The organism is Pseudoalteromonas sp. 31A1, assembly GCF_011378815.1.
In the GTDB taxonomy this organism is placed as follows: domain Bacteria; phylum Pseudomonadota; class Gammaproteobacteria; order Enterobacterales; family Alteromonadaceae; genus Pseudoalteromonas; species Pseudoalteromonas arctica.
This window is the reverse complement of record NZ_WTKY01000019.1, coordinates 71,277-89,581: the sequence shown is the minus strand read 5'-3', so window position 1 is coordinate 89,581 and position 18,305 is coordinate 71,277. Positions and strand designations below refer to the sequence as shown.

Below are 18,305 nucleotides of genomic sequence, written 5' to 3'. Positions count from 1 at the left end.
TCCCGTCTCAGTGGGGTCGCATTATAGGGAGATCCGAAAACAGATCAACCCTTTTTTGAAGAAAACTTGAAATAATGTGCTGTTCGCTGGGTATTTGAGCTAAACGCTCAAAAACACAACTAAACTACCATTATTAATAGGTTCATAGAGCTATTTGAAATGAAAGTTGTGGCAACTACTAACGGGTAGAGACACATTTCGATCATCGATGCAGAAAAAACAACCAATAGAGCAAGAGTCGTATTCCTATAATCATTTAAATTAATCAAAAGCTGAGAATTAAATTGATCAGCCTATGTTTAATAATAGTTTTACATATTTTAGGAGGAAGTTTACTTAGGCCGTAATGGTTAACTTTACTCTAAGCTTCTTAGTACCGGTATATTTATAAGAGTACGCACGTTATATCTTTTAATCAGCTGTATAAGTAGAAACTTCGTTAGGGATTGCTCTAATTGTAGCTCAATTCGCGGCGGTATTATTAATAGCTGTAAATCACAATATATAGTGGAAATGATCTTTAACTAGAATCTGATAGGCTATTTTGAATGAATGGTAAATAAAGAGTAATTAGGTAGAGCTATTAAAGCAGCTGTCAAAACAACTTATCAATTCAGAATCTATGAGTCATTGCCCATAATAGAAGGTAATTACTGGTTCATATAGTTTGACAAATTTTAGGCAAGAAAAAGCCGAGCATAGGCTCGGCTTTTAGGTTTCTTTAAGACTTACTCTGCAGACTGTGCGTCTTCTTGAACTGCTTCGCTAGTCGCTGGGCGACCAACTAGTTCAATATAAGCCATTGGTGCATTATCACCAGTACGGAAGCCACACTTAAGAATACGAGTGTAACCACCTGGACGATCCGCGTTACGTGGACCGATTTCACTGAATAATTTACCAACAACTTCATTATCACGCGTGCGAGCAAACGCTAAACGGCGATTTGCTACACTGTCAGTCTTAGCCAGTGTGATTAAAGGTTCAATTACACGACGTAACTCTTTCGCTTTAGGCAAAGTAGTTTTGATGATTTCATGTTTCACCAAAGAACCTGCCATATTGCTAAACATCGCTTTACGATGGCTACTGTTACGGTTTAATTGACGACCACTCTTACGATGGCGCATGACCCTATCCTTCTAACTAAACTAATATAGTGATTTAGATTATTCAGCTAAACTTGCAGGTGGCCAATTTTCTAGGCGCATGCCCAGAGAAAGTCCACGTGAAGCTAGCACGTCTTTAATTTCAGTTAGAGACTTCTTACCTAAATTAGGTGTTTTAAGAAGCTCAACTTCAGTGCGCTGAACTAAATCACCGATATATTGAATTTGCTCGGCTTTCAAACAATTTGCTGAGCGTACTGTTAATTCAAGGTCATCAACTGGACGAAGTAGAATAGGATCGAATTCTGGCTTCTCTTCTTTCTCTTCTGGCTCAGTTACATCACGTAAATCTACGAATGCATCTAATTGCTCAGCTAAGATAGTAGACGCACGGCGGATCGCTTCTTCTGGATCTAAAGTGCCGTTTGTTTCCATATCAATGATTAACTTGTCTAAATCTGTACGTTGCTCAACTCGAGCTGATTCAACCGAGTACGCAATACGTTCAACTGGGCTAAATGATGCATCAAGCAACAATCTACCAATTGGACGCTCATCGTCATCAGAGGATAAACGACTAGATGCCGGCACATAACCACGACCACGTTCAACACGAATACGCATGCTGATCTCGCTGTTATTTGTAGTTAAATTACAAATAACGTGATCTGGATTAGCAATTGTTACATCGCCATCGTGCTGAATATCAGCCGCAGTAACAGGGCCTACACCAGATTTAGTCAGGGTCAGAAAAACTTCATCTTTGCCTTCTAACGTTACTGCTAAACCTTTAAGGTTTAATAGTATTTCAATGATGTCTTCTTGAACGCCTTCTTTCGCGCTGTACTCATGTAATACACCGTCGATTTCAACTTCAGTTACTGCACATCCAGGCATAGATGAAAGTAATATACGGCGTAAAGCATTACCCAGAGTATGGCCAAAGCCACGCTCTAATGGTTCTAAAACTATTTTAGAACGCGTTGGGTTGATAGCGTCGATGTCGACTAACCTTGGTTTTAGAAATTCTGTAACAGAACCCTGCATTTTATCCTCTCTTAACTCTTAACTTTACTTAGAGTAAAGTTCGACGATTAGTTGTTCATTAATGTCCGCAGACAGGTCTGAACGCTCAGGTAGACGCTTAAAGCTGCCTTCCAATTTCTTACCGTCAACTTCAACCCAAGTCGGCTTTTCACGTTGCTCAGCCAACTCTAGAGCAGCGATGATACGTGCTTGTGTCTTAGACTTCTCACGGATTACAACAGTATCTTCTGGAGTAATTACGTATGAAGGAATGTTCACAACACGACCATTAACTAAAATCGCTTTATGGCTTACTAACTGACGTGCTTCTGCACGTGTGCTAGCAAAACCCATGCGATATACAACATTGTCTAAACGTTGCTCTAAAAGCTGTAACAAGTTTTCACCTGTATTACCTTTAAGGCGAGCAGCTTCTTTGTAGTAGTTACGGAATTGCTTTTCTAATACACCGTATATACGACGTACTTTTTGCTTTTCACGTAATTGTAAACCGTAATCAGATAAACGACCTTTACGGGCGCCGTGCTGACCAGGTGCAGTCTCAAGTTTACACTTAGAGTCGATAGCTCTTACGCCGCTCTTAAGGAACAGGTCAGTACCTTCACGACGACTCAGCTTGAGCTTAGGGCCCAAATATCTTGCCATGTTATTTCTCCTAACCTATTGTTAAACGCGACGTTTCTTCGGTGGACGACAACCATTATGTGGTATAGGCGTCACGTCAGTAATGTTGGTAATACGGTAACCAGCAGCATTCAAAGCACGTACAGCAGATTCACGACCTGGACCTGGACCTTTGATGAAAACTTCTAGATTTTTTAAACCGTATTCTTGAGCAGCAGTACCTGCACGCTCTGCAGCAACCTGAGCAGCAAATGGTGTAGATTTACGTGAACCACGGAAACCTGAACCACCGGCAGTAGCCCATGATAGTGCATTACCTTGACGGTCGGTAATCGTTACAATAGTGTTGTTGAAAGACGCATGAACATGAGCCATACCATCAGCAACTTGTTTTTTAACCTTTTTACGACGAATTGGTGTCTTAGCCATAATACTATCCCCTTATCGCTTAATAGGCTTACGTGGACCCTTACGGGTGCGCGCGTTAGTCTTAGTTCTTTGACCACGTAGTGGTAAAGAGCGACGGTGACGTAGGCCACGATAACAACCAAGGTCCATAAGGCGCTTGATATTTAAAGTAACTTCACGACGAAGATCACCTTCAACAGTGTACTTGCCAACTGCATCACGCAGTACGTCAAGAATTTCGTCTGAAAGTTCACCGATTTTTGTGGTTTCGGCGATACCAGTCGCTACTAAGATAGCCTTAGAGCGAGTCTTACCTATGCCATAAATAGCTGTTAAACCAATAACTGCATGTTTATGATCAGGGACGTTAATGCCAGCAATACGGGCCACTAACACATCTCCTATATTCGAATTTGGTAATCATCTGTTTGAAAAGCCCGTAAGGATACTCAAACGAAGACCAAATTACTACTAAAAACACAGGCCGAGAAAACTCAGCCTGCACGCTGTTTACTTAGCCTTGCCTTTGCTTATGCTTAGGCTCACTGCAAATTACGCGTACTACACCAGCACGTTTAATAACTTTACAGTTACGGCATATTTTCTTAACGGAAGCACGTACTTTCATTGCTCAACTCCGTAAACTGACCTTATCGACCGTAGCCTTTAAGGTTCGCTTTTTTCAGCACAGAATCATACTGATGAGACATCAGGTGAGTCTGTACTTGTGCCATAAAGTCCATGATTACTACAACGATAATCAAAACTGATGTACCGCCGAAGTAGAATGGCGTTTGCCACGCCATCGTCATGAATTCAGGCACCAGACAGATAAAGGTTATATACAAAGCACCTGCCAATGTCAGGCGTGTCATCACTTTATCAATGTATTTAGATGTCTGCTCACCTGGACGAATACCTGGGATAAATGCGCCAGATTTCTTAAGGTTATCTGCTGTTTCACGAGGGTTAAAAACCAACGCTGTATAGAAAAAGCAGAAGAAGATAATAGCTGCTGCTAGTACAAGTGAGTACAACGGTTGACCTGGGGTCAACGTAGTAGCTACAGCTTGTAATACATCAGCAACTGGACCTTCACCTTGGCCGAACCAGCTAGCAATTGTACCAGGGAACAGAATTATACTACTAGCGAAGATTGGTGGAATAACACCCGCCATATTTACTTTTAGTGGTAAATGCGTGCTTTGAGCAGCAAATACTTGACGACCTTGTTGGCGTTTAGCGTAGTTAACAACAATACGACGTTGTCCACGTTCAAAAAACACTACAAGATAAGTAACAGCGAATACGATTACCGCAACCATCAGTAGTACAAAAACATTCAAATCACCTTGGCGCGCCATTTCGACTGTCGAACCAATAGCAGACGGCAAGTTAGCTACAATACCAACAAATATTAGAACAGAGATACCGTTACCGATACCGCGTTCTGTAATTTGTTCACCCAACCACATAAGGAACATAGTACCAGTCACTAAACTCACCACTGCGGTGAAATAGAAACCCATACCAGGGTTAACAACTAACCCCTCCATCATGCCCGGTAAGCTAGAAGCAATACCGATTGATTGAATAGTAGCTAGCACAAGCGTGCCATAGCGTGTGTACTGGCTAATTTTTTTACGCCCTTGCTCACCTTCTTTCTTAAGCTCTATAAACGGAGGATACATATGCGTTAATAGTTGCGTAATAATCGAAGCCGAGATATACGGCATAATACCCAGTGCTAACACTGAAGCTCGCTCAAGAGCACCACCACTGAACATGTTGAACATTTCAACAATGGTGCCCTTTTGTTGCTCGAAGAAATCGGCAAGTACAGCGGCGTCAATCCCAGGGATCGGCACAAATGAACCTAGACGGTAAATTATGATAGCACCCAATACGAAGAGTAATCGGCGCTTCAATTCCGAAAGTCCACCTTGTGCACTTTTTGTATCTTGACCTGGTTTAGCCATTAGTACTTCCTTAGTCTTCTACCTTGCCTCCGGCAGCTTCAATAGCTTCGCGAGCACCTTTAGAGGCTTTAAGGCCTTTAACGGTAACAGCGCGTGAAACTTCGCCAGATTTAACAACTTTAACGAAAAGAACGTTCTTTTTAACTAGACCAGCTGCTTGTAACGCGCTTAGGTCTACCACATCGCCTTCTACTTTAGCGATTTCAAAAAGATTTATTTCTGCAGATACTAAAGATTTGCGAGAAGTAAAACCAAATTTAGGTAGACGACGTTGCATAGGCATTTGACCGCCTTCAAAACCAACGCGTACTTTGCCGCCAGAACGTGATTTTTGACCTTTGTGACCACGGCCGCCAGTCTTACCTAGACCAGAACCGATACCACGACCAACACGTTTTGGAGCAGTTTTTGAACCTGCAGCAGGTGAAAGTGTATTCAAATGCATCGAATTAACCCTCTACCTTAACCATGTAAGAAACCTTGTTTATCATACCACGTACACATGCTGTGTCTTCTAACTCAACAGTGTGGTTGATACGACGTAAACCAAGACCGCGTAATGTAGCTTTATGTTTCGGTAAACGACCGATAGAGCTTTTTACTTGTGTTACTTTTACAGTTTGATTTGCCATGGTTACCCCAGTATTTCGTCTACGCGAAGGCCACGTTTAGCAGCGATTGACTGTGGAGAATTCATATTCTCAAGAGCCGAAATCGTTGCACGTACCACGTTGATCGGGTTAGTAGAACCGTAACATTTAGAAAGTACGTTCTGCACACCAGTAACTTCTAGTACTGCACGCATAGCACCACCTGCAATGATACCAGTACCTTCAGATGCTGGTTTCATGAACACTAGTGAGCCAGCATGACGTCCCTTAACAGGATGCTGTAATGTGTTGCCATTTAGGTCTACGTTGATCATGTTACGACGTGCTTTTTCCATTGCTTTTTGAATAGCAGCTGGAACTTCACGTGCTTTACCATAACCGAAACCTACTTTACCTGCGCCATCACCAACTACAGTTAGTGCAGTAAAGCTAAAGATACGACCACCTTTAACTACTTTAGACACACGGTTCACCGCGATTAGCTTTTCAGCTAGATCAGGCTGTTGTTGCTTTGCTTCTACGTTAGCCATAGTCTACTCCTAGAATTGCAAACCGGCTTCACGCGCAGCATCAGCTAGCGCCTTCACACGGCCGTGATATTTAAAGCCACTGCGATCAAAAGCAATCTTTTCGATGCCTTTGTCAGCCGCACGTTCAGCAACCGCTTTGCCAACTGCTTGCGCAGCTTCAACGTTACCGGTGCCTTTAACTGTTTCGCTAATAGCCTTTTCAACAGTAGAAGCAGCAGCCAGTACATTACCCTCAGCATTTACTACTTGAGCGTATATGTGACGTGGCGTGCGGTGGATAACAAGACGCGTTGTGCCTTGTTCAATATAATTTCTACGAGTGCGTTTAGCACGACGTAGACGAGCTGTTTTTTTATCCATCGTCTTACCTTACTTCTTCTTAGCCTCTTTACGGCGTACATTCTCATCTGAATAACGAACACCCTTACCTTTATAAGGCTCAGGTTTACGGTATGCACGAATGTTAGCAGCTGTTTGACCAACTAACTGCTTATCTACGCCCTTAACTAGAACTTCTGTTTGGCTTGGAGTTTCAATCGTAATTCCTTCAGGAACTGCGAAATTAACTGGGTGTGAGAAGCCAAGAGTTAAATCTAATGTTTTACCCTTAGCTGCAGCACGGTAACCCACGCCTACTAACTGAAGTTTCTTCTCGTAACCTTCATGCGTACCAACAACCATGTTGTTGATTAGAGCGCGAGCAGTACCTGCTTGAGCCCATGCATTAGCTACGCCATCACGAGGTAAAGTAGTAATAACGTTGTCATTAACTTGTACTTCAACAGCGTTGTTGATAGTACGAGTAAGTTCACCGTTTTTGCCTTTAACTGTGATTTCCTGGCCTTTTAATGTAACTTCTACACCGGCAGGAACAGTAATTGGTGCCTTTGCTATGCGAGACATAGTTCCCCTCCGATTAAGCTACAAAACCAATGATTTCACCACCAACACCAGCACTACGTGCTGTGCGGTCTGTCATTAGGCCTTTAGAAGTTGATACGATAGCGATACCAAGACCACCCATTACCTTAGGTAATTGGTCACGTTTCTTATAGATACGTAGACCAGGGCGACTTACACGCTGGATATTTTCAATTACAGCTTTGCCTTCGAAGTACTTCAACTCGATAGAAAGCTCAGGTTTAGTTTCACCGTTAACGGCGAAATCTACGATATAACCTTCGTCTTTTAGTACTTTAGCTAATGCTACTTTCAGCTTTGAAGTTGGCATCGTTACAGATACTTTCTTCGCTGATTGACCGTTACGAATTCGTGTGAACAAATCCGCGATAGGATCTTGCAAGCTCATAGTCTTACTCCCATGATTCTATTACCAGCTAGCCTTTTTAAGGCCAGGAATTTCACCGCGCATAGCTGCTTCGCGAACTTTAATACGGCTCATGCCGAATTTGCGAAGGAAACCATGTGGGCGGCCCGTAATGTTACAACGATTACGTTGACGTGCAGGGCTAGAATCACGAGGTAAAGCTTGTAGCTTAAGTACCGCGTCCCAACGATCATCTTCAGATGTATTAACATCACTGATGATAGCTTTTAGTGCCGCGCGCTTTTCAGCGAACTGAGCAACTAGTTTTGTGCGCTTTGCTTCGCGCGCTTTCATAGAATTCTTTGCCATAACCCTACCCTTATTTCTTAAATGGGAAGTTAAACGCTTCTAACAACGCACGGCCTTCCTCATCAGATTTCGCAGAAGTAGTGATAGTAATATCCATACCGCGTACACGGTCTACTTTATCGTAATCGATTTCTGGGAAGATGATTTGTTCACGTACGCCCATGCTGTAGTTGCCACGTCCATCAAAAGACTTAGCACTTACGCCACGGAAGTCACGAATACGTGGGATAGCGATTGATACCAAACGCTCAAAAAAGTCCCACATACGCTCGCCGCGTAGGGTTACTTTACAACCAATCGGGTAACCTTCACGCACTTTGAAGCCAGCAACAGATTTGCGTGCTTTAGTGATTAGAGGTTTCTGACCAGAGATTGCTGCTAGATCCGCTACTGCGTTATCTAAAATCTTCTTGTCAGCTAGGGCTTCGCCCACGCCCATATTCAATGTGATCTTTTCGATCTGAGGGACTTGCATGACAGAGCTGAAACCAAACTTCTCTTGAAGTTCAGCAACTACTTTGTCTTTATATACTTCATGCAGTTTCGCCATCATTCTACTCCAACTATTAGATAGTTTTACCAGTAGATTTAAAGATACGTAATTTCTTACCATCTTCAATCTTGAAACCTACACGATCAGCTTTACTCGTTTCCGAGTTGAAGATCGCAACGTTTGATGCATCCATAGATGCTTCTTTCTCAACAATGCCGCCAGCTTGGTTCAATTGTGGAACCGGCTTTTGGTGCTTCTTGATCAAGTTTATGCCTTCGACAAAGATTCGACCAGATTCAGTAACAACTGAAAGCACTTTTCCGCGCTTACCTTTGTCTTTACCTGCTAGTACGATTACTTCGTCATCACGACGTATTTTTGCTGCCATGATTGGCTCCTTACAGTACTTCTGGGGCTAGTGAAACGATTTTCATGAACTTATCATTACGAAGTTCGCGAGTCACAGGGCCGAAAATACGTGTACCAATTGGCTGCAAGTTATCATTTAAGATAACAGCCGCGTTGCTGTCAAAACGGATCAGAGAACCATCTGGACGGCGAACACCTTTTCTGGTACGCACAACTACCGCGTTTTTAACATCACCTTTCTTCACTTTACCGCGAGGAATAGCTTCTTTTACAGAAACTTTAATGATGTCGCCAATCGCTGCGTAGCGACGGTGTGAACCACCAAGGACTTTTATACACTGCACTTTGCGAGCGCCGCTGTTATCAGCAACTTCCAGCTGAGTTTGCATTTGGATCATGTTAATGACCTCCGGTGTAGTAATTACAACGTGTCTAAAATTCGTTTAAAAATCAGACATTTCGATTAAATCCCAATCAAAAAACAAACGAGTTGTCTCTTAAGGGCGGGCAATTGTACCAGCATTGAGGGGGTAGCGATAGGTTATTTTTTAATTAATTTGGAGTGTATGGTTATTAAAGTTGAGTAATTACGGCTATGTAGCTATTTTACAGATGGTTACAAAACAAACAAGGCACTATATAAGTGCCTTGTTTACGTTAGCTGTAGTTGATTAACCAAATAAACCTTTTAATTTATCTTTAATCTTATCTTTTGCTTTGTCTTTGGCTTTTTCTTTAGCCTCATCGACTTTCTGCTTAGCTTCATCTTTGAGCGCATTGCCTATATCAAGCTTTATACCAACATCATGGAAAGGCCCTTTTATACGTAATGGTATTTTAAAGCCACTACTGTCATCAGTAGTTCCCTGTCCTTCGATTGATCCAACTATGCCCGTAACCAAACGGTAGTTAACCATTGTTTGCGGTAAATCGACGTCCCCTTCACCAGATATTCTAATAAGTGGGCTAATAAGTGATAAATCAGTATTTTTGCCAACACCATTAGTAAAGTTGAAGCTTCCCGTTAGTGCAGAGAAATCCGTTTGCTCAGATTCTTCAAACCCTGTATCTAACCCTTCAGATGCTGCACCAAAGTTTCCTGAAATAAGTTCCTTACCTTTACGTACCATCTCAGCTATATTCGCGCCTTTCACTGCTCCATCCGCAAACTCAAATCCAAGCTTTCCGTTAAGCGCACCAATAAACGACTTTTGACTTTGGCCAGTTGTGTTTAGGTTCCAATTTAAAGACCCCTTACCCATTAGCTTGTCAAAACCTGCCGCATCAGTTAATAAAGGCTGTGCATCTATACCAGCTAAGTCAAAGTTAGTTGATATTTTATAAGGTACTTGTTGTGCGTTTACTTTGATAACGCCTTTACCTGACCCTTCATAAGCAGAAAAGCTATCTAGGCTTAGTTTTGCAATGCTATTTTTTAAAGCAACAGTAAATTGATTTGCGCCCAACTTAATATCGTTAGCTTTTAATCCACTTGAACGAATAACTACATTCGCATCTAGTGAATTTAACGCACTTAGATCAATTTTAGTGTCATCCCATACTATTGGCTCTGCAGGTTTATCATCTTGCTCTACTGGCTCTTCTTGTTTAGCTACTGCTTTAGGTAGGTACGGGTTTAAATCAAGCATACCTAAATCAATATCAGCATTTACAGCTAAACGCTTACCTAGGTTAAGCTCGCTCTTACCTTTTATTTCCAATGCGTCTAACGTCGCAACTAAATCTTCTAAATTAAATTTCTCACCTGCTAGGTGCATTTTACCGTTTACACTAAATGCGTTAAAAGCATTTTCTTTAGCGCTTAACTCTACACCTTGCCATTTCGCAATGTTTTTAACTGACTCACCATTTAATGCTAACTGACCTTTAATATCTTGGCCTTGCTTAGCGATGCTCCCTTCGAACGTTAGATCAACTAAACGAGAATCTAAGGTTTGTTTAACATTAAAAGTGGTGCCTTCAATTGCTTTAGCCGGAGTATCTAGTTTTATATCAAGCTCAAAACGTTCTTGCATATAAGTAATACCGCCTTTTACTTCTAATGTTTTACGAAGTGAAGGAAGTAAAATAGCGAGCTCTAGATCACTAATTTGTTGTTTAGCACCTGTTTGGCCATCTAGGTAAGTAAATGTACCGCCATAAATAGCAACCTCACCTAATTCAATATCAAAGTTATCTGGAAGCTTTATCGCTTCACCTGATTGGCTTTGCTCTTTAGGTTGCTCTGCAACTGCATCAAACAACTGCCAATTAGCTTTACCATTTTTGTCGGTTTCTAATAGAATATTTGGTTCGTTTATAACAAACTTATCTAATTTAAACTCACCACCAAATAATGAAAACCAAGGTATGTGTACAGCAAGCTGTTTCATACTCGCCATATCGGCGCGCGAACCTGATTCCATGTTTGCAAAATGCACGTCGTTAAGTTCTAACTTTAATGCAGGGAATACGCTAAGTGTTTTATCACCTTTAATAGTAAGAGTACGCCCAGTTGTTTGTTCTACCTGCTGCGACACTTTATTAAAAATAGTATCAGTAGGGATTAAAAACGGTGCGGCGGCAATGAGTGCTATACATAGTAAAAGTATTACACCTACAATTTTAAGTAAGGTTTTCATGATCGTCCTTTCAAACGTGCAAATAATGTTCTTATCATAGCGAGTGTTAGCCTTAAAATCATTGTAGTTATGATAAAAAAGCACTTTATTGAATTTTACAGTCTCTGTATGAATCGCTCCTGAAACATTTTAATACCTCTAGGTTGCATTGAAGACTCTATAAATAAAGACTTAAATACCGCTGATACAATTATTTATTAAGTACGTGGTCTTCGCTTTATTATGCTGTTCTAGTTTTTGACACTTTTGCTTCTGATATACCACTCTTAATAATAGCTACATTTAATATGGCTATTATATTTTAGGCTCATGGGCTTTCGTTTATTAGGCAATAGCAGAATTTAAGAACAAAATACGCGAAACCAAATAGCAACATTTTTGTAAATTTGCCAGATTGTCGCAATAAGAGCTCGCTGATACGATTAACTTTTCGAGCAAAACAATAAGTACAGTAGAAATATTACGGCTTACGCCGTCGTTCATAGTTGCCCTAAAAACAACTCAACATTTTAGTTGAGAGTCTCTTTGTACTAAATGAAAATGATTAATACATGTTAAAGCGTTAGTCTCATTTTATTAGCAAAAATACCGATTTAGTCATTTCAATTACAACGGATGAAGGACAGCGCTGTTGTTATTAGCGTAATTGCGCTAAAATAGACCAGCAAAAAAATATATATCTAAACCGGAGATTCTACAAGGCATGAAAAAACTGCTAATTTCACCGTCAAAAATGACGCTAGGCGAACAAGAAAACCAAATCTATCAGAACATTCTGAAGCAATCTTCAGAGTTAAGCCTTAACCTTATGGCCGTGAAAGTAGAAAACCACCCTGATGATTTTTTACCTTGGTGTTACGAATTGCTAAATGCTAGCAGAGATCGTATGAACTACGATTTACTAGAGCCACAGCAATTGCCTGTACTTAAAAAGCTACACGACCAGCTTATTTCAGCTATCAGCTTTTTACAGGTTAAAACTTTACGTATTGCTCCTTGGCCTGTTGTAAGTGTATTTGTAGAACAACACAAAGACGTTATTGCACTTGATGAACAGCTTCGTTTAGTAGACTACATTAAAAGCATTCGTGAACAGTCTCTTAAAGATATGATCCCTGAAGATTTACTTGCGTTTAGCGGTAAGCACATGGCATCACTTGATCCAAGCACATACAACTTTGACGTTGAATGGTTTGCATCTACAAAGAGTGCAAAGAGCTTCCATCAAATGCTTGGTGATTTACCAGGTGCTTTTGACGACGCACTAGTAAATATTCCGCTTGAAGGTGATATTACTCAATATGAGTATCAACAATTTGTTGCTGCTTATTCAAAAATATTCACCGACAACAACGAAAAACCAACACTTGCGCCTGCAACTCGTTTGCTTGCAATGCGTCGCCCTGATTTATTTACTCCGATTACAAATAATCGATTAGATGCTTTATGTGGTGCCCTTGGTGTTTCTAAACTTAAAAATAGTGATTTTGAGCGTTACTGGCAAGATATCGTAAAAGGTATTCAAGCTATGTCATGGTACAAAATGGCTAAACCGAGTAATGAGTTAGAAGAACAATTAGTTGCTATTAAAGCGCTAATCCCATGTTTCTTTCACTATGCTGATGCTAAAACACCAGATAACTCTAACTACATTAAACTGCTAAGCAAGCCTAAGCGTACTACAACTACAACAGGTAAAACTCAACGTAGAGGTAAAGAGTCTGCAGAAATTTTAGTAGACCGCGCACTTGCCGCTGACGATATCCCTGAACATATTCGCAGTAAACGTGATTCAATTGTAAGTGAAGTTCAAAAAGGTCGCAGTGTAAACGAAACAATTAGCCTTATGCGCACTATTTTTGGCTAAAAAACCTTTCCTAGCTGTACTTTAATAGTACAGCTAGGTTAGTTTATGCACCAGCAGCGTGCGACAGAAAATCAAAAAACTTCCTTCCAAAAACATAATTTCATCATAAGCAATTGTTTTAATAGCATTAGTTTTACTTAAAAATAATTAAAACGAGACTGGCACATACAGTGCTATTACCTTCCCAGTTAAATAATAAAAATGCATCCAGTTAAAAGGTCAAAGCAATACATAATAAAACCTTGGTATGCAAAAGTCATATAGCGGGAGTGAAACATGCTAAAACTACAAAAAACAATACTCTTCGGTGCACTGGCGTTTGCAGGCATAACATCAACAACGACATTTGCAGAGGTAACTGCAAATGCAGCAGCAACCTCCAACCACTTATGGCGTGTCAAGAGCAAACAGGAGGCGACGCTGCTATTTCGGGTGGAATTGATTACGCTAACGAGTCCGGCTTTTATGCCGGTACATGGGCATCAAATGCATCGTGGGCAGATGAAATGACCTACGAGCTCGACTTATATGCAGGCTTTAGTGGCGCAATCAATGAAAGCGTTAGCTATGATGTTGGTTATATTTACTATGCCTACCCTGATGCTGCTTCAGAAGCTGACGCAGATTTCTCTGAGGTTTACGGGAGTATCAGTGTAGAAGGTTTCACTTTTGGTGCTTCGGTATTAGCAACTTCAGCTGCTAGTGGTGATGGTTCCGACTTTGGTGATTCACTTTATTTAACAACAGACTATGGATTCGCTATTGGTAGTAATGGAACTGAAATAGCGCTGCATTTGGGGCATTACTCAGGCGGCTTTATTGGTGATGACAACATCATCGATTACGGCGTTTCAATCTCTAAGGATGGCTTTACTTTTGGCTTATCTGATAATGATATCGATGACTCAGATTTAAAAGCTTACGTTGTCGACTCTGCAGACTTTAGCCTATAAAAAAATGTGTTACTTGCTGCAACACTAAGGGCCACAAGGCCCTTTCTCATATTTAAACCACCTAGAAAATAGTTATTTACAAAAAAAACAATAAGGTAACATTAAAGTTCGAAATCACGATTAAGGATTATTATGAATTTATCAAAAAAAATTACAGTTATTTTAGCGTTTTTTTTAATCACAATGAGTACATTTACCTATGCAACAATGACATGCCGTTGCACCTCAGGTAGCATGACGGTTGTTCATGGTGAGGGTGGTACAGTTAGCTATTCGTGCTCTGGTGGTGGTCAAGTTTCTTGTATGATACGATTGGAATAAGCATCATTTAGAAAGGCGTATGCCTTTCTCTTCTAAGGATAGTAAAATGAAATACATATTTTTAATTGCACTTGTTTTTGTCGCCATTCTTGGTATTGGTATTTTAAACACTGGGCAGCCTTCAGATCCTCCGCTAACCCACATACAACCAACTGATGAAGCCATTCTTAGTAATGAAAAAGCTAAGCCTCCAATTGAGCCAAACACCCTATTAAGTAAAGCCTCTGAACCATCTGTCAAACAGCACAAAGTTGTAGAGCAAAAAGTGGCAGCGATATCTAAATTGCCTATTTCAAGCCCTAACGCTTTCTCTGAAGAATTTGTTTCAACTGAGGGTGGAAAAGAATTTGTTTCAACAAAAGCATTGGACGACGTATTTAAAAATGATACTTCAATATTACTGCAGCGTATGTCTAATATTGAATACTCTGAAATAGCACAAATACGTAAAGATAAGCTAAACGATTTTATTCTAAATGAATTAAAAGACGTCACTATTTTACAGCAAGATCTAGAGTGTGCAGGGAAGGTTTGCGCACTAGAACTTACTTATACACAAAGTAGTAATCAAGCATCTATTGAGGCTCTTTCAAGTTTTTCTAAAAACTATTCTTTTCAGCAATTTACTGAAACCGAAAGTGGTGATAAAAAATTAAAAGCATTATATATTGAAACTGAAGACCCTAGCCTATTAACTCTTTTAAATAACTAATTCACGCTGACAAGTATAATACTTAAAGCTATTTTCAGTCCTATATTAGAGTCTAGTTTTCCTGCTATAAAGCAGTAAAACTAGACCCCATAAGTATATTAAGTCACGAATAACCGGCATCAATCACTGCCCACTTTTAAAAATACCAAAGAATAGCTCACGTCAACTATTTGATGGTATCAAGCTGGGTTCATTTGTTTTATAACAATCTCTGCAGCTTTAAGGCTAAATAATATTTAAGTATGCGCCGTTTGCCATGCTGAGTGAATTCTCATTACAGAGCAAGCGATTAGCTTTTTACAGGCTAAAGCTTTACGTATTGCTCCTTGGCCTGTTGTAAGTGTATTTGTAGAACAACACAAAGACGTTATTGCACTTGATGAACAACTTCGTTTAGTCGACTACATTAAAAGCATTCGTGAGCAATCTCTTAAAGATATGATCCCTGAAGACTTACTTGCGTTTAGCGGTAAGCACATAGCATCACTTGATCCAAGCACATACAACTTTGACGTTGAATGGTTTGCATCTACAAAGAGTGCGAAGAGCTTCCATCAAATGCTTGGAGATTTACCAGGTGCTTTTGACGACGCACTAGCAAATATTCCACTTGAAGGTGATATTACTCAATATGAGTATCAACAATTTGTTGCTGCTTATTCAAAAATATTCACCGACAACAACGAAAAACCAACACTTGCGCCTGCAACTCGTTTGCTTGCAATGCGTCGCCCTGATTTATTTACTCCGATTACAAATAATAATCGATTAGATGCTTTATGTGGTGCCCTAGGTGTTTCTAAACTTAAAAATAGTGATTTTGAGCGTTACTGGCAAGATATCGTAAAAGGTATTCAAGCTATGTCATGGTATAAAATGGCTAAACCTAGTAACGAGTTAGAAGAACAATTGGTTGCTATTAAAGCATTAATTCCATGTTTCTTTCACTACGCTGATGCTAAAACACCAGATAACTCTAACTACATTAAACTGCTAAGCAAGCCTAAACGTACTACAACTACAACAGGTAAAACTCAGCGTAGAGGTAAAGAGTCTGCAGAAATTTTAGTAGACAGTGCTCTTGCTGCTGACGATATTCCCGAACACATTCGCAGTAAACGTGATTCAATTGTGAGTGAAGTACAAAAAGGTCGCAGCGTAAACGAAACAATTAGCCTTATGCGCACTATATTCGGCTAAAACCTTCTAATTTAGCCGTACTTTTATGGTGCGGCTAGGTTAATTTATGCACCAGCAATGTGCGCAACATCTTCCTTCATGTTATATCCCCATCCTATTCATAAAATTCAAGCTCATGTTTTTAATAAATAAAAAATAATTTTTAATAAAAAATAATGAAGCTGGCACATACAGTGCAATTATCCCGTTAGTTAAACAATAAAAAGCCGTCAGCCTAAAGGTTCCGATTACATAATAAAAACCTTGGCGAGCAAAAATCATATAACGGGAAATGGACATGCTAAAACTAAAAAAAACCATCGCTATAAGTGCTATAGCATTAATGGGCGCAACATCTTTAACATCTACAGCTGTGCATGCTGAAGTAACTGCTAATGCAGCGGCAACATCAAACTACTTATGGCGAGGTCAAGAGCAAACTGGGGGCGATGCAGCTATTTCAGGCGGTATTGATTATGCCAATGAATCGGGCTTTTATGCAGGTACTTGGGCTTCAAATGCATCGTGGGCAGATGAAATGACCTATGAGCTTGACTTATATGCAGGCTTTGGTGGCGATATTAACGAAAGTGTTAGCTACGATGTTGGTTATATTTATTACGCTTACCCAGACGCAGCTTCTGAAGCAGACGCAGATTTCTCTGAAATTTACGGTAGCATCAGTGTTGAAGGCTTTACCTTTGGTGCTTCTGTATTAGCAACATCAGCTGCAAGTGGTGATGGTACAGACTTTGGTGATTCACTTTACCTGACAGCTGACTACGGTTTTGCTGTTGGCAGTAACGGCACTGAAATGGCACTTCACTTAGGCCATTACTCTGGTGATTTTATTGGCGATGATAATATCTTAGATTACGGTGTATCAATTTCGAAAGACGGTTTTACTTTTGGTTTGTCTGATACAGATATGGATGATTCAGATATTAAAGCTTACGTTGCTTATTCTGTAGACTTTAATTTATAAGAAAGAATGTGTTACTTGCTGCAACACGAAGGGCCTTTTGGCCCTTTTCTCGTTTTATAGCTGTTTTGCCTTAAATGGTACCTTATTACATTGTACTTCTACTGTTTTAGGGTACCAAGCTGGGCCGATTTGATTCACAACCACCTCAGCTAAACCATTAGTAAACGATTTATACGTATGAGCGCTTTGCCATTCACCTTGTGGGCAATGTGTTGTTAAATCTAACGGCTCTGATCCCTCGTACAACGCAAGTGCAAAATTATGATGCCACTGTGAGCTTTTTAGCGTTTTATTGCTTACTTTGCTTTGTGCTCCGTTATCAAAGTAAATATTTGTACATCCCGTTAAAATAATCAGTGTGCAACCGGCTGCAAGTAGCTTGATACTCATAATGTTTCCCCTATTACTTGCTCTTGGCACCACACTTTAATGGTATGGGGCGAGTATATTCCAAGCGTAATTAAACTCAGCGCTCCATCACTAAACGTTTGTTGTGACTGCATTTGAATAACCGGTGTATTCGAACATATTTGTTTTACGTCTACGCGTTGCTCGCCTACCAATCCCCAAAAGTAAAATGAGCGACTATCTTCGTAATTAGCTTGGCTCGTTATTTTTGCTGTTGCCTGTGGCTGAATGGTTACCGCAGAACAAGCACTCAGGCTTAATGCTATCGCCCCTATAATTAATGGTTTCATACTCTTTCTTATAAACTAAATACCAGTAAGGTAACTTTATAAGAGAACATAAAATATTAGCGTAAAAAGCTGTGGGGAATATGTAGAAACGCTATGAAGTTTTATACAGTTTATTACACATAAAGGCCGCATAAATGCGGCC

Annotated in this window: 24 protein-coding genes and 3 pseudogenes; 7 read left to right on the top strand and 20 right to left on the bottom strand. The window is 40.2% G+C overall.

Annotation, left to right across the window (positions count from 1 at the left end; genetic code table 11):
- Positions 1 to 728 precede the first annotated feature (728 nt).
- The 18 genes from rplQ to GQR52_RS16200 form a co-directional block, all read right to left on the bottom strand.
- Positions 729 to 1,130 (bottom strand): 50S ribosomal protein L17, encoded by a 402-nt coding sequence (gene rplQ, locus GQR52_RS16285; RefSeq protein WP_002959450.1) that lies wholly within the window; start codon positions 1,128 to 1,130, stop codon positions 729 to 731.
- A gap of 39 nt (positions 1,131 to 1,169) precedes the next feature.
- Complete coding sequence (gene rpoA / locus GQR52_RS16280; protein ID WP_002959452.1) at positions 1,170 to 2,156, bottom strand: DNA-directed RNA polymerase subunit alpha; 987 nt, start codon at positions 2,154 to 2,156, stop codon at positions 1,170 to 1,172.
- 24 nt (positions 2,157 to 2,180) lie between these two features.
- Positions 2,181 to 2,801 carry a 30S ribosomal protein S4 gene (rpsD, locus tag GQR52_RS16275; RefSeq protein WP_002959461.1) on the bottom strand — a complete coding sequence of 207 codons (621 nt, stop codon included), beginning with the start codon at positions 2,799 to 2,801 and terminating at the stop codon, positions 2,181 to 2,183.
- Positions 2,802 to 2,822: 21 nt separating this feature from the next.
- Positions 2,823 to 3,209 (bottom strand): 30S ribosomal protein S11, encoded by a 387-nt coding sequence (gene rpsK, locus GQR52_RS16270; protein WP_002959471.1) that lies wholly within the window; start codon positions 3,207 to 3,209, stop codon positions 2,823 to 2,825.
- Positions 3,210 to 3,221: 12 nt separating this feature from the next.
- The gene (gene rpsM / locus GQR52_RS16265; RefSeq protein ID WP_007584664.1) at positions 3,222 to 3,578 is read right to left on the bottom strand and encodes a 30S ribosomal protein S13; all 357 of its coding nucleotides are present in this window, start codon (positions 3,576 to 3,578) and stop codon (positions 3,222 to 3,224) included.
- Positions 3,579 to 3,702: 124 nt separating this feature from the next.
- Positions 3,703 to 3,816 (bottom strand): 50S ribosomal protein L36, encoded by a 114-nt coding sequence (gene rpmJ, locus GQR52_RS16260; protein ID WP_002959476.1) that lies wholly within the window; start codon positions 3,814 to 3,816, stop codon positions 3,703 to 3,705.
- A 22-nt stretch (positions 3,817 to 3,838) separates the two neighbouring features.
- Positions 3,839 to 5,167, bottom strand: coding sequence for a preprotein translocase subunit SecY (gene secY / locus GQR52_RS16255; protein ID WP_007584663.1), 1,329 nt, complete (start codon positions 5,165 to 5,167; stop codon positions 3,839 to 3,841).
- A gap of 10 nt (positions 5,168 to 5,177) precedes the next feature.
- Entirely contained in the window at positions 5,178 to 5,612 is a 435-nt protein-coding gene (gene rplO, locus GQR52_RS16250; protein WP_002959480.1) for a 50S ribosomal protein L15, read from the bottom strand.
- A 4-nt stretch (positions 5,613 to 5,616) separates the two neighbouring features.
- Positions 5,617 to 5,799, bottom strand: a complete 183-nt coding sequence (gene rpmD, locus GQR52_RS16245; protein ID WP_002959482.1) for a 50S ribosomal protein L30 — start codon at positions 5,797 to 5,799, stop codon at positions 5,617 to 5,619.
- A 2-nt stretch (positions 5,800 to 5,801) separates the two neighbouring features.
- Positions 5,802 to 6,308, bottom strand: a complete 507-nt coding sequence (gene rpsE, locus GQR52_RS16240; protein WP_002959485.1) for a 30S ribosomal protein S5 — start codon at positions 6,306 to 6,308, stop codon at positions 5,802 to 5,804.
- Between the two features lie 9 nt (positions 6,309 to 6,317).
- Entirely contained in the window at positions 6,318 to 6,668 is a 351-nt protein-coding gene (rplR, locus tag GQR52_RS16235; RefSeq protein ID WP_002959486.1) for a 50S ribosomal protein L18, read from the bottom strand.
- 9 nt (positions 6,669 to 6,677) lie between these two features.
- Positions 6,678 to 7,211: a 50S ribosomal protein L6 gene (gene rplF / locus GQR52_RS16230; RefSeq protein WP_002959488.1), complete on the bottom strand. Its 534-nt coding sequence runs from the start codon at positions 7,209 to 7,211 to the stop codon at positions 6,678 to 6,680.
- 13 nt (positions 7,212 to 7,224) lie between these two features.
- Positions 7,225 to 7,617: a 30S ribosomal protein S8 gene (gene rpsH, locus GQR52_RS16225; protein WP_007584660.1), complete on the bottom strand. Its 393-nt coding sequence runs from the start codon at positions 7,615 to 7,617 to the stop codon at positions 7,225 to 7,227.
- Between the two features lie 21 nt (positions 7,618 to 7,638).
- Positions 7,639 to 7,944 carry a 30S ribosomal protein S14 gene (gene rpsN, locus GQR52_RS16220; RefSeq protein ID WP_010554914.1) on the bottom strand — a complete coding sequence of 102 codons (306 nt, stop codon included), beginning with the start codon at positions 7,942 to 7,944 and terminating at the stop codon, positions 7,639 to 7,641.
- 10 nt (positions 7,945 to 7,954) lie between these two features.
- Positions 7,955 to 8,494, bottom strand: coding sequence for a 50S ribosomal protein L5 (gene rplE, locus GQR52_RS16215; RefSeq protein WP_010554915.1), 540 nt, complete (start codon positions 8,492 to 8,494; stop codon positions 7,955 to 7,957).
- Between the two features lie 16 nt (positions 8,495 to 8,510).
- On the bottom strand, positions 8,511 to 8,825 hold the full coding sequence (rplX, locus tag GQR52_RS16210) for a 50S ribosomal protein L24 (protein WP_002959496.1): 315 nt from the start codon (positions 8,823 to 8,825) through the stop codon (positions 8,511 to 8,513).
- Positions 8,826 to 8,835: 10 nt separating this feature from the next.
- Complete coding sequence (gene rplN / locus GQR52_RS16205) at positions 8,836 to 9,204, bottom strand: 50S ribosomal protein L14 (protein ID WP_002959498.1); 369 nt, start codon at positions 9,202 to 9,204, stop codon at positions 8,836 to 8,838.
- 273 nt (positions 9,205 to 9,477) lie between these two features.
- A complete protein-coding gene (locus GQR52_RS16200) occupies positions 9,478 to 11,448 on the bottom strand; it encodes an AsmA family protein (protein ID WP_165729098.1) in 1,971 nt (656 codons plus the stop codon).
- A gap of 394 nt (positions 11,449 to 11,842) precedes the next feature.
- On the opposite strand from GQR52_RS16200, the pseudogene GQR52_RS20565 reads away from it, so the two are divergent.
- From GQR52_RS20565 to GQR52_RS16170, 7 genes and pseudogenes are all read left to right on the top strand, one after another.
- Positions 11,843 to 11,996, top strand: a pseudogene (locus GQR52_RS20565) (transcriptional regulator).
- Positions 11,997 to 12,151: 155 nt separating this feature from the next.
- Positions 12,152 to 13,315 carry a hypothetical protein gene (locus GQR52_RS16195; protein ID WP_165729097.1) on the top strand — a complete coding sequence of 388 codons (1,164 nt, stop codon included), beginning with the start codon at positions 12,152 to 12,154 and terminating at the stop codon, positions 13,313 to 13,315.
- A 276-nt stretch (positions 13,316 to 13,591) separates the two neighbouring features.
- Positions 13,592 to 14,268 (top strand): annotated as a pseudogene (locus tag GQR52_RS16190) (TorF family putative porin).
- A 132-nt stretch (positions 14,269 to 14,400) separates the two neighbouring features.
- Positions 14,401 to 14,589, top strand: a complete 189-nt coding sequence (locus tag GQR52_RS16185; RefSeq protein ID WP_165729096.1) for a hypothetical protein — start codon at positions 14,401 to 14,403, stop codon at positions 14,587 to 14,589.
- A 46-nt stretch (positions 14,590 to 14,635) separates the two neighbouring features.
- Positions 14,636 to 15,301 carry a hypothetical protein gene (locus tag GQR52_RS16180; protein ID WP_165729095.1) on the top strand — a complete coding sequence of 222 codons (666 nt, stop codon included), beginning with the start codon at positions 14,636 to 14,638 and terminating at the stop codon, positions 15,299 to 15,301.
- Between the two features lie 285 nt (positions 15,302 to 15,586).
- Positions 15,587 to 16,501: pseudogene (locus GQR52_RS16175) on the top strand (hypothetical protein); the annotation flags it as partial.
- A 277-nt stretch (positions 16,502 to 16,778) separates the two neighbouring features.
- The gene (locus tag GQR52_RS16170) at positions 16,779 to 17,465 is read left to right on the top strand and encodes a TorF family putative porin (RefSeq protein ID WP_024591363.1); all 687 of its coding nucleotides are present in this window, start codon (positions 16,779 to 16,781) and stop codon (positions 17,463 to 17,465) included.
- A gap of 54 nt (positions 17,466 to 17,519) precedes the next feature.
- Here the strand turns inward: GQR52_RS16170 and GQR52_RS16165 are convergent, their stop codons facing one another.
- Positions 17,520 to 17,855 carry a hypothetical protein gene (locus GQR52_RS16165; RefSeq protein ID WP_165729094.1) on the bottom strand — a complete coding sequence of 112 codons (336 nt, stop codon included), beginning with the start codon at positions 17,853 to 17,855 and terminating at the stop codon, positions 17,520 to 17,522.
- Positions 17,852 to 18,163, bottom strand: a complete 312-nt coding sequence (locus GQR52_RS16160) for a Bor family protein (RefSeq protein ID WP_165729093.1) — start codon at positions 18,161 to 18,163, stop codon at positions 17,852 to 17,854. Before GQR52_RS16160 ends, GQR52_RS16165 begins: the two co-directional genes overlap by 4 nt.
- Positions 18,164 to 18,305: the final 142 nt, after the last annotated feature.

Excerpts from the sequence above, each read along its gene's own strand:
- rplN (WP_002959498.1), bottom strand. The coding sequence starts at position 9,204 with ATGATCCAAATGCAAACTCAGCTGGAAGTTGCTGATAACAGCGGCGCT.
- GQR52_RS16160 (WP_165729093.1), bottom strand. The coding sequence starts at position 18,163 with ATGAAACCATTAATTATAGGGGCGATAGCATTAAGCCTGAGTGCTTGT.
- rplF (WP_002959488.1), bottom strand. The coding sequence starts at position 7,211 with ATGTCTCGCATAGCAAAGGCACCAATTACTGTTCCTGCCGGTGTAGAA.
- GQR52_RS16170 (WP_024591363.1), top strand. The coding sequence starts at position 16,779 with ATGCTAAAACTAAAAAAAACCATCGCTATAAGTGCTATAGCATTAATG.
- GQR52_RS16185 (WP_165729096.1), top strand. The coding sequence starts at position 14,401 with ATGAATTTATCAAAAAAAATTACAGTTATTTTAGCGTTTTTTTTAATC.
- rpmJ (WP_002959476.1), bottom strand. The coding sequence starts at position 3,816 with ATGAAAGTACGTGCTTCCGTTAAGAAAATATGCCGTAACTGTAAAGTT.
- GQR52_RS16180 (WP_165729095.1), top strand. The coding sequence starts at position 14,636 with ATGAAATACATATTTTTAATTGCACTTGTTTTTGTCGCCATTCTTGGT.
- rplQ (WP_002959450.1), bottom strand. The coding sequence starts at position 1,130 with ATGCGCCATCGTAAGAGTGGTCGTCAATTAAACCGTAACAGTAGCCAT.
- GQR52_RS16195 (WP_165729097.1), top strand. The coding sequence starts at position 12,152 with ATGAAAAAACTGCTAATTTCACCGTCAAAAATGACGCTAGGCGAACAA.
- rpoA (WP_002959452.1), bottom strand. The coding sequence starts at position 2,156 with ATGCAGGGTTCTGTTACAGAATTTCTAAAACCAAGGTTAGTCGACATC.
- rpsE (WP_002959485.1), bottom strand. The coding sequence starts at position 6,308 with ATGGCTAACGTAGAAGCAAAGCAACAACAGCCTGATCTAGCTGAAAAG.
- rpmD (WP_002959482.1), bottom strand. The coding sequence starts at position 5,799 with ATGGCAAATCAAACTGTAAAAGTAACACAAGTAAAAAGCTCTATCGGT.
- rplO (WP_002959480.1), bottom strand. The coding sequence starts at position 5,612 with ATGCATTTGAATACACTTTCACCTGCTGCAGGTTCAAAAACTGCTCCA.
- GQR52_RS16165 (WP_165729094.1), bottom strand. The coding sequence starts at position 17,855 with ATGAGTATCAAGCTACTTGCAGCCGGTTGCACACTGATTATTTTAACG.
- GQR52_RS16200 (WP_165729098.1), bottom strand. The coding sequence starts at position 11,448 with ATGAAAACCTTACTTAAAATTGTAGGTGTAATACTTTTACTATGTATA.
- rpsD (WP_002959461.1), bottom strand. The coding sequence starts at position 2,801 with ATGGCAAGATATTTGGGCCCTAAGCTCAAGCTGAGTCGTCGTGAAGGT.
- rpsK (WP_002959471.1), bottom strand. The coding sequence starts at position 3,209 with ATGGCTAAGACACCAATTCGTCGTAAAAAGGTTAAAAAACAAGTTGCT.
- rplE (WP_010554915.1), bottom strand. The coding sequence starts at position 8,494 with ATGGCGAAACTGCATGAAGTATATAAAGACAAAGTAGTTGCTGAACTT.
- rplR (WP_002959486.1), bottom strand. The coding sequence starts at position 6,668 with ATGGATAAAAAAACAGCTCGTCTACGTCGTGCTAAACGCACTCGTAGA.
- rplX (WP_002959496.1), bottom strand. The coding sequence starts at position 8,825 with ATGGCAGCAAAAATACGTCGTGATGACGAAGTAATCGTACTAGCAGGT.
- rpsN (WP_010554914.1), bottom strand. The coding sequence starts at position 7,944 with ATGGCAAAGAATTCTATGAAAGCGCGCGAAGCAAAGCGCACAAAACTA.
- rpsH (WP_007584660.1), bottom strand. The coding sequence starts at position 7,617 with ATGAGCTTGCAAGATCCTATCGCGGATTTGTTCACACGAATTCGTAAC.
- secY (WP_007584663.1), bottom strand. The coding sequence starts at position 5,167 with ATGGCTAAACCAGGTCAAGATACAAAAAGTGCACAAGGTGGACTTTCG.